Genomic DNA, 7,945 nt, shown 5'->3' on the forward strand with positions numbered 1-7,945 from the left:
TGGCACACCGCGCACCAGGCGCGGCGCTGGGTATCCGGTTATTCGCCCTGGCTGGCCAGGGCATCGACAGGTTCAATAGTATCGTGGCGCACGGTGGCACCGAACTTCTGGATCATCTGCTGGATGAACGGATCATTCTCGATCGATTCCTCCGCCTCGCGCTGTCGATCGGCGCGCTTGCGGGACGCGGCCTGGGCCGGCGTTTCCTGCTCGGGCCGAATCAGCTCGATGGTCAGCGTCAGGTTGCGACCCAGGTGCTGGTTCAGCGCGTCATTCAGGCGGCGTTGCTGGGTAGCGTTGAACAGCGCGCTGTGTCCCGGATCCAGGTGCAGCAGCCAGTGATCGCCATCCACAGCCATCAGCGTGCAGTTGGCGGCGATGTTACCGGTCATGCCGGAGATCGGCAGGCTCGGGAACATTTCCAACCATTGCAGAGCCAGGCCGGTCGCTGGCTGTGCCGCCGGTTCGGGCTCAGGCTCGGCAGCCGGCTCAGCAGCATGTTCGCTGGCGAGTTCGTCCAGGTAGCTGTAGCTCGCCGGATCGACCTCGCCGCCATAGTAATCATCATCCAGCGGCGGCTCGTCATCGCGGTCCATGCCGGCCGGGCTGTAGCTGTGGTCGGCCGGCGGCGGCTCATCGTGCCGCTCGGCCGCTGGTGCTGGCGTAGCGACCGGTGCGGGTTCGGGAACAGGGACCGGCTCGGGCTGCGCTTCAGGCTCGGGCTCGGGTTCGGAAGCGGCTTCAACTGCCGGCGCCGGGCTCGGCTCGTCCCACGGAAGATCGATTTTCTCCGCCACCGGCTCGGGCTGAACCTCGGCAACCGACTCAGGTGCAGGCTCCGGCTCGACGGCTGGAGCTGGAGCTGGAGCTGGAGCTGGAGCTGGAGCTGGAGCTGGAGCTGGAGCTGGAGCTGGAACAGGCTCGGGGGCTGGAGCGGCGATCGCAACCGGAGCCACCGGGGCTGGGGAATCAGTTGTGGCCTGGCTGATTCCCACTGGCTTTAGCGTCGTGCCCGGGGCATCGCCGCTGTCCGCTGGGCGGAACGCCAGCATGCGCAGCAACACCATCTCGAAACCACCACGCGGATCCGGCGCCAACGGCAAGTCGCGGCGACCGATCAAGCCCATCTGGTAATAGAACTGCACATCCTCGGCCGGCAGCGCCTGAGCCAGGTCCAGCACCCGCTCGCGATCGCCCTGGCCGTTGTCCACCGCCTCGGGCAGCGCCTGAGCGATGGCCACGCGGTGCAACACATTGAGCATTTCCGACAACACGCCATTCCAGTCCGGCCCCTGCTCGGCAAGGTGCCGTACTGCTTCGAGCAAGGCACGGGCATCGCCTTCCAGCAACGCCTGAAGCACGCCGTAAACCTGACCGTGGTCCAACGTGCCGAGCATCGCCCGCACGTCGGCAGCCAGCACCTTGCCTTCGCCAAAGGCGATGGCCTGGTCGGTAAGGCTCATCGCGTCGCGCATCGAGCCATCGGCGGCGCGGCCCAGCAGCCAGAGCGCATCGTCCTCGAACGGCACGTTCTCGACACCCAGTACATGGCTCAGGTGCTCAACCACGCGCTCGGGGGTCATGTTCTTCAGGGAAAACTGCAGGCAACGCGACAGGATGGTCGCAGGAAGCTTCTGCGGGTCCGTGGTAGCAAGGATGAACTTGACGTAGGGCGGCGGCTCTTCAAGCGTCTTGAGCAAGGCGTTGAAGGAGTGGCTGGAAAGCATGTGCACTTCGTCGATCAGGTAGACCTTGAAGCGCCCGCGGCTCGGCGCGTACTGCACGTTGTCCAGCAGTTCGCGGGTGTCCTCGACCTTGGTCCGGCTCGCGGCGTCGATCTCGATCAGGTCGACGAACCGGCCCTCGTCGATCTCCCTGCACACCGAGCAGGTGCCGCAGGGGGTCGAGGTAATGCCGGTTTCACAGTTGACGCATTTGGCGATGATCCGCGCGATGGTGGTCTTGCCGACACCGCGGGTACCGGTGAACAGGTAGGCGTGGTGCAGGCGCTGATTGTCCAGCGCGTTGATCAGGGCCTTCAGCACATGGGTCTGGCCGACCATTTCGCGGAACGAGCGCGGACGCCATTTACGTGCAAGAACCTGATAACTCATGAAAAACCATCGCAGCCTGAACGAGCGGGAAGATCGCTAATGCTAGCGGAGCGGGGGCAAAATTGCATCCTGCCATTCCGTCTCGGGCCCGGAAATCGCGGCATCAAGGGCTGCACGTCAGCAACAACGCCGCCAGATACAGCCCCAGACCGAATACACCGTGGGTCATCAGGCTACGCAGACGGTTTTTCCCCGGCGTCGGCGTCCGCGAGGCAAAGAACCCTGCGCCCATCGCCGGCTGCATGACACAGAACGGCGCAATCACCGAAACAATGCCGAACAACAGCGCGGGCAGCATCGTCGGCGCCCGCAACCAGCCCTCTCCCATCACCGCCACCAACAACGCGGCGAACAGCACACCCACCGCGTAATGGATGATCCAGCCCCATATCAATTCGTTTGCCACGGGCTCAGCCCGGGCAATCGCCGCATGGTGAAAACGACCGCGAAACAGATGCCCCGCCCAGCGCCCGACCATGGCGAAATTGAGCGTGGTGACACCCAGGCGCTTGAGCAATAGCGCCCACAGGTCCATGACCAGCGTGGCGCCGATACCGATCAGCAGAGTGGAAACAAGGATGGACATGGAAGATTCCTCGGCACGTTGACGAAACATGCCGCGCAGCATAGAAGTTGAAGTCAACTTCAAGTCAAGGACATTGCCGATGGACATTGCCGACGTCGCCAAACGCACCGGAGTACCGGCCTCGACGCTGCGTTACTACCAGAAGAAGGGCTTGCTCGAATCGCTGGCCAAACCGGGACAGCGCCGGCAGTTCGCGGCGGACGTAGGAGATCGGCTGGCCTTGATCGCGCTGGGGCAAGCGGCGGGTTTTTCCCTGGATGAAGTGGGAGCGATGCTGGTCAATCTGCAGGTGGATCGCGAGAAACTGGCGGCCAAGGCGGACGAGATCGATGCGCAGGTCAAGCGCTTGCAGGCGATGAGCAAGGGACTGCGGCATGCGGCGGCGTGCCCGGAACAGGATCACCTAGCCTGCCCAACGTTCCGTCGACTTATGATGGTTTCGCTGCTGAAGCGCTGATCCGACACGGGTGACAGGGACGCTGGACATTGTCATTGCGGATACATGCCAATGTGCCATTATTCGGATGGCCCCGAAGCATGCCAACCGGCCACCGGATCCCCTCCCCTGACCTCAACAAGAGGGCTGCTGTCATGACGACCGATCAGAAAAAGATTCATGGACACGGCAAGTTCATTCCCGGTTCGGTCCGGGTGGTGGACTACAACAGCTACTTCAACAACATCCTGGTACGCGGCAGTTCCGCCTTTGGCGCCACGAAGGAAGACGGCGACTCCTTCGTCATCGCCGACCTGGTCTCCGCCATCCAGGACGACGTCAACTTCGCCAGCACCGGCATCACCCTCAGCACCAACCCCATGGTCATCGACATCTGCCTGATCGGCTTCGGTAGCGACAAGGACCGCAAGATCGTCGAATCCGAGATCGCCTGGTTCGCCGACAACATCCCCACCCCAAAAGGCGATTCGGGCCCCTATCCGGTCTATGTCGCCGCCACCAACAGCGGCGTTGCCGCTGGCACGACGATGATGTACTGGCCGATCCAGGCGCTGGGCAGCCCACTGCTGGAAACCGTCGGCGCCACTTGGAATCCCTCGCCGGCCAACTCCATCGGCCCGGGAACCAGCAACGAAGGTTTCGACTACAGCGCCCTGGTACCGGCGATCTGGAACGCCCTGAACAACCAGACCGCCAACCTGCCCGCCAAACCGGGGGCACCGACGGGCATCAGCAACGCCATCATCTATGTCCACTGCGACTCGGGCGTGAACCGCACCGGCGCGGCCGTGGCCGGCTACCTGCTGAACTTCGGCAGCAACCTGGCCGCACTCGACCAGCCCTCTTCGAACGGCGTACCCACCACCCTGGCCAAGGCTCAGGCCGCCGCCGGGCGCGCAGCCCCCAGCAACGACTCGCCTCCGGGCGGCGTGGATATCCCGGTGGCCCAGGCGTACTGCAACTACCTCTACACCAAGCAGGTCGACGGATCGTTGATTGCCGCCTGTTTGCCGGCCAGTAGTTGATCCGGAACTGAAATTCCTTATCTCAGGACGAGCCATGTTAACGGTCAACAACACCCTTGTTTATGACTGCACCGATGAAGGCGTGGATCAGATGGTGCGGGACAGAAAGATCAGTCCACCCGGCGCCAGGCAGCTCAAGGACACGTTCTGGAACACCCAGGTTGTGCCAAGACTCGCCGCCAACGAATCGCTGCTGCTCCAGTCGACGTTCAACGACTGGGTAGCAGCCCCCACGGGCGGCAACCGGAACTTCCCCGGCCAGTTCTTTTCCGTGTCCAGCAGCAGTCCGTTCGCACCGGCTCAAAGCCTGTACGGCGCGGTTCCTGATCTGGCCTTGCAAAGCACACAGGAAAAGGTCTTCACCTCGGTCGACACCCTGATCATCGCATTGCGCGGGCATGTTGCAGCGGCGGACAACCGGCAGAAGGAAGAACGCCTGGCGCTCGATGTTCTGGCCAATATCAAGATGTTCGAACGCTATGTACTGGACACCGTGATCGAGAACATCCAGCAGGCTATTGGCACCTCGCGCGCCACAAGCCCCGAGGATCCTTCGTTCTATGGCCCGGGCGCGAGTGTGGACTGGAGCCAGAACATTGTCGCCAGCCTCGCCGGCGAATTGCCACTGACACGGCTGTATAAAAAGGTCGCCGCCATCCACGACTTCGGTCGGGCCAACAGATTCCCCACGCCGGATCGGCGCAGTACCGCCGGCATGCGCCCCGTGGGGGAAAAATACAGCCTTGTCGAAGACAACCCGTGGGTCGTCAACCAGCGCCGCCTGAACAACTCCATCTGGGCCGGCAAATCCGGCTCGGCGATGGACATGATCTTCGTCGCCCAGCAAGTTGGCATCAATGACAACGACAGCCTTGCCGCGCTGGCGTTCTGCATCGTCGCCTTCTTTCATTTCATGCCGACCAGCCAGAGCTCGACCCACACCTACCACGAGGTGATGACCGGCGCGACCTCCGTCCATGCAGGCATCGGCACCTTCTACGAGGCTGCGGCAGTGCCCGGCGGGCAGGACGTGTTTCGCCAATTGCAAAGTCGGTCCAGCGTGTGGAAAGCAGACGACAGCGTGAAACGCTGCCACGCCTGCAATACCAAGTTCGGTACCTTCACCCGCAAACATCACTGCCGGGAGTGCGGCGATATTTTCTGCGACAACTGCAGCAAAGAGACGAAAGCAGTGGTAATGCCGGCGATCCGGCCGGGAAAACCCGCCGAGACCGGGAAGCTACGAGTGTGCAAGTCCTGCGCGAGCGGCTGACTGCATCTCTGGACAGAACGGCAGTCCGTTGCCGGACGGGCGTGCCGTTTCTTCCTCCCGCTGCAGTCGCGGTGAACCGCAGCCTGTAAACAACGTCGAAACGGCATGCCCAACGCTGGAGGAATCCCGCCCCATGCCTGTCCGTTTTGCTGCCCTCCTGCTGCCGATACTGCTGAGTGCCTGCACCCACTACCGTTACATCGACCCACAGACGCCGGAAGGCTTGCACTGTCTGCACACGCTGGATGCCGAAGTGAATGCTTGCGAGGCCAGGATCAAAGCCCAGCAGGACAACTTCGACGGGCTCCACGACTTCCAGATGAGAAATACCCAGCAGTGTGAACACTTCAACAGCCTCGACATACCCAATGCCTGCCCGCCACCGCCGCCCGTAACAAAGGTGGCCAACTACTGCCGCAGTGGTTATGACGACAAGTTCGTCGCATGTGGCGGCAGTATTGAAAAGGTCGAGGAGTAGGCCGGACATAGACCTGTACAATCCCGCCCCACCCTTCAATCGATCGATAGGAAGCCGTAATCGATGAAATCGCTGTGCAAGTTGGGCATGGCCCTGACCTTGGCCGCTGCCCTGGCGGGTTGTAAAACAGAACGGGAAAAACTGGTCGAATCGCGGTTCGATTTTCAAAAGACCTATAACGAGCAGACCGAACAATCCGTGAAAAGCTTTGCAGCGCTTCGCGAGAACATCCCGGAGAGCAAAGTCCGCGAGACCATCAAGAAGCACCGCAACCTGGAGCAAGGGCGCCAGGACATCCTTGCGCTCTACAGCGAGGAAAACTTCACCGACACCGAATTCACCCAGATCATGGACGCCCGGGAACGCATCATGGCCGGCCAGCAACCCAGCGCGGAACAGAAACCAGCGATGGAAAAGCTGGTGAGACTGATGCAAAAGCGCTACGAGGATCCTGGCTATAAGGAAAGAGGGAAGGCTCTGTACGACGCCATTCTTGCTGACCTGGACAAGTAAGACCGGAGCCCACAAGCCTGTCATGGCGGCTGTGCGTGTGGGCATCTTTGGGTACGCCGGACTCGGCCAATCCGCTGGCAGTCGCCACCGAATGGCAACGGATCAGAAATTTACTGTGGGGCAGGACAACTCTTCACGGCTGCTTCGAATGCCTTGGTGTAATCCACGAAAGTTTCAGGATCGTAGCGTTCGCCAACTATAACGAAACGAGATTTTCCACGCGAACCAAGGAACTGGTAAACCTCCAAGGCCCACCTTAGCCCTGCATGCTCCACCAATAAGAAAAACTTGTGAAATTCGATATTGCTGTTTTCGCCAAGCCCAGAATAGAGGTACTTCAGATCCTTGTACCACTCAGGCCTAGTGGTAATTACGTTGACCACCTCCTTTACGGAGGCGGCATCGCGATGAGATCTCCCGATAGTGATTTCTTCTAACTCACTTAGCTCCGCCAGTGGTATAGGCAAGTGCTCGCGCTCGCGATTGATCACGCGGGAATTCTTGCAGTCAAACACCCAACGACCGCTTTTCACGTAATCATCGCCGTAGATCACCATGCCATTTCCAAAATCGGTGTTATATACGCTGGTCACCACCTTGTACCAATAGCTTCCCCCAAACATCAGCAGAGGAGAGAAAACTATGACTGTAATCCACAAGCTTTTATTTTGGGAGAAATTCAAAATACCCTTCCGGCACCCCCAGCGGGGTATCGCCTGATATAACAGGATTAATCGCACCGAATGTTTGATAGGTAAAGTCGAGCCTGTCGTGATTATTGCGGCGCTCATCTTTCAGTATCTTCCAGCTACCACACCACTCTTGCTGAGGTGCGGCATCATTGCTTATTTCACAAAGATCACCCATCCGACGATCATTGAACGACCCCCATGTATCTTTATAGTTCGACCGACGAATGAAAGCGCCAACTTTGATCCGAAGATGGTTAGCCAGTAGCTGAGCCAGACTTTCATTGATCTGTGGAGAAACCTGGAGGACGTCTTCGATTGGATAGTCCGAAAGATTGCCCATGCCCGTGCGGCAGGCATAGCTGTCGAGCCGGGCCGTTTTGGAGAAGGCTTCCGGCGAGATGTCTTGGTAATCCAGCACATCCAGCGACATCTGGAAGTGCCCCGGTAGTTGGTAGCCAAAGGCAATTTGCTGAGGCACGCCATGGCTGAAGATCGACAGTTGCTCGATCGGCGACTGCCGCCTCTCCTTTCCGAGGTTCAGATAGTCGATGAACTCCTGAGTCGTTGTGATTTCGACGATGTCCGCACCGTAAACATCAGCGGAGCCGCGTGCCTCAATGAGCATGTCTTCGCTATACGCAGGCGTGAACACCACCAGCGTCCGGGTCAAACCAGGATTGAAGTGCTTGAACTGGGCCAGTTCGCGTACGGCCTGACCAATGAACATCATCTTGTTGCCCGAGCCATTGTCGTGCTGGCTACCGGCGACGGCGATCAGTTCGGGCGTCAGTGGTTTGCCAGACGCTG

At 60.1% G+C, this 7,945-nt stretch carries 8 protein-coding genes and 1 pseudogene; 5 read left to right on the forward strand and 4 right to left on the reverse strand.

Annotation, left to right across the window (positions count from 1 at the left end; all coding sequences use genetic code 11):
• Window positions 1–38: 38 nt before the first annotated feature.
• Window positions 39–2,114, reverse strand: a complete 2,076-nt coding sequence (gene dnaX / locus DM374_RS23290) for a DNA polymerase III subunit gamma/tau (RefSeq protein ID WP_110971988.1) — start codon at window positions 2,112–2,114, stop codon at window positions 39–41.
• Window positions 2,115–2,217: 103 nt separating this feature from the next.
• On the reverse strand, window positions 2,218–2,700 hold the full coding sequence (locus tag DM374_RS23295) for a DUF2938 domain-containing protein (protein WP_110971989.1): 483 nt from the start codon (window positions 2,698–2,700) through the stop codon (window positions 2,218–2,220).
• 79 nt (window positions 2,701–2,779) lie between these two features.
• On the opposite strand from DM374_RS23295, the gene DM374_RS23300 reads away from it, so the two are divergent.
• The 5 genes from DM374_RS23300 to DM374_RS23320 all read left to right on the forward strand — a co-directional run bounded on the left by DM374_RS23300 (window position 2,780) and on the right by DM374_RS23320 (window position 6,446).
• Window positions 2,780–3,157 (forward strand): helix-turn-helix domain-containing protein, encoded by a 378-nt coding sequence (locus DM374_RS23300; protein ID WP_110971990.1) that lies wholly within the window; start codon window positions 2,780–2,782, stop codon window positions 3,155–3,157.
• 134 nt (window positions 3,158–3,291) lie between these two features.
• Complete coding sequence (locus DM374_RS23305) at window positions 3,292–4,182, forward strand: hypothetical protein (protein WP_110971991.1); 891 nt, start codon at window positions 3,292–3,294, stop codon at window positions 4,180–4,182.
• Between the two features lie 34 nt (window positions 4,183–4,216).
• Window positions 4,217–5,455 carry an FYVE zinc finger domain-containing protein gene (locus DM374_RS23310; RefSeq protein ID WP_110971992.1) on the forward strand — a complete coding sequence of 413 codons (1,239 nt, stop codon included), beginning with the start codon at window positions 4,217–4,219 and terminating at the stop codon, window positions 5,453–5,455.
• Window positions 5,456–5,588: 133 nt separating this feature from the next.
• A complete protein-coding gene (locus DM374_RS23315; protein WP_110971993.1) occupies window positions 5,589–5,933 on the forward strand; it encodes a hypothetical protein in 345 nt (114 codons plus the stop codon).
• An 87-nt stretch (window positions 5,934–6,020) separates the two neighbouring features.
• Window positions 6,021–6,446 (forward strand): hypothetical protein, encoded by a 426-nt coding sequence (locus tag DM374_RS23320; RefSeq protein WP_157969738.1) that lies wholly within the window; start codon window positions 6,021–6,023, stop codon window positions 6,444–6,446.
• Window positions 6,447–6,556: 110 nt separating this feature from the next.
• On the opposite strand, the gene DM374_RS23325 is transcribed toward DM374_RS23320, so the two are convergent.
• Complete coding sequence (locus tag DM374_RS23325) at window positions 6,557–7,129, reverse strand: hypothetical protein (RefSeq protein WP_157969739.1); 573 nt, start codon at window positions 7,127–7,129, stop codon at window positions 6,557–6,559.
• A pseudogene (locus DM374_RS23330) lies at window positions 7,110–7,945 on the reverse strand (PAAR domain-containing protein); the annotation flags it as partial. The pseudogene DM374_RS23330 and the gene DM374_RS23325, both read right to left, overlap by 20 nt.

Source organism: Pseudomonas huaxiensis (assembly GCF_003231275.1).
Classification (GTDB): Bacteria; Pseudomonadota; Gammaproteobacteria; order Pseudomonadales; family Pseudomonadaceae; genus Aquipseudomonas; species Aquipseudomonas huaxiensis.

Excerpts from the sequence above, each read along its gene's own strand:
- dnaX (WP_110971988.1), bottom strand. The coding sequence starts at position 2,114 with ATGAGTTATCAGGTTCTTGCACGTAAATGGCGTCCGCGCTCGTTCCGC.
- DM374_RS23295 (WP_110971989.1), bottom strand. The coding sequence starts at position 2,700 with ATGTCCATCCTTGTTTCCACTCTGCTGATCGGTATCGGCGCCACGCTG.
- DM374_RS23300 (WP_110971990.1), top strand. The coding sequence starts at position 2,780 with ATGGACATTGCCGACGTCGCCAAACGCACCGGAGTACCGGCCTCGACG.
- DM374_RS23305 (WP_110971991.1), top strand. The coding sequence starts at position 3,292 with ATGACGACCGATCAGAAAAAGATTCATGGACACGGCAAGTTCATTCCC.
- DM374_RS23310 (WP_110971992.1), top strand. The coding sequence starts at position 4,217 with ATGTTAACGGTCAACAACACCCTTGTTTATGACTGCACCGATGAAGGC.
- DM374_RS23315 (WP_110971993.1), top strand. The coding sequence starts at position 5,589 with ATGCCTGTCCGTTTTGCTGCCCTCCTGCTGCCGATACTGCTGAGTGCC.
- DM374_RS23320 (WP_157969738.1), top strand. The coding sequence starts at position 6,021 with ATGGCCCTGACCTTGGCCGCTGCCCTGGCGGGTTGTAAAACAGAACGG.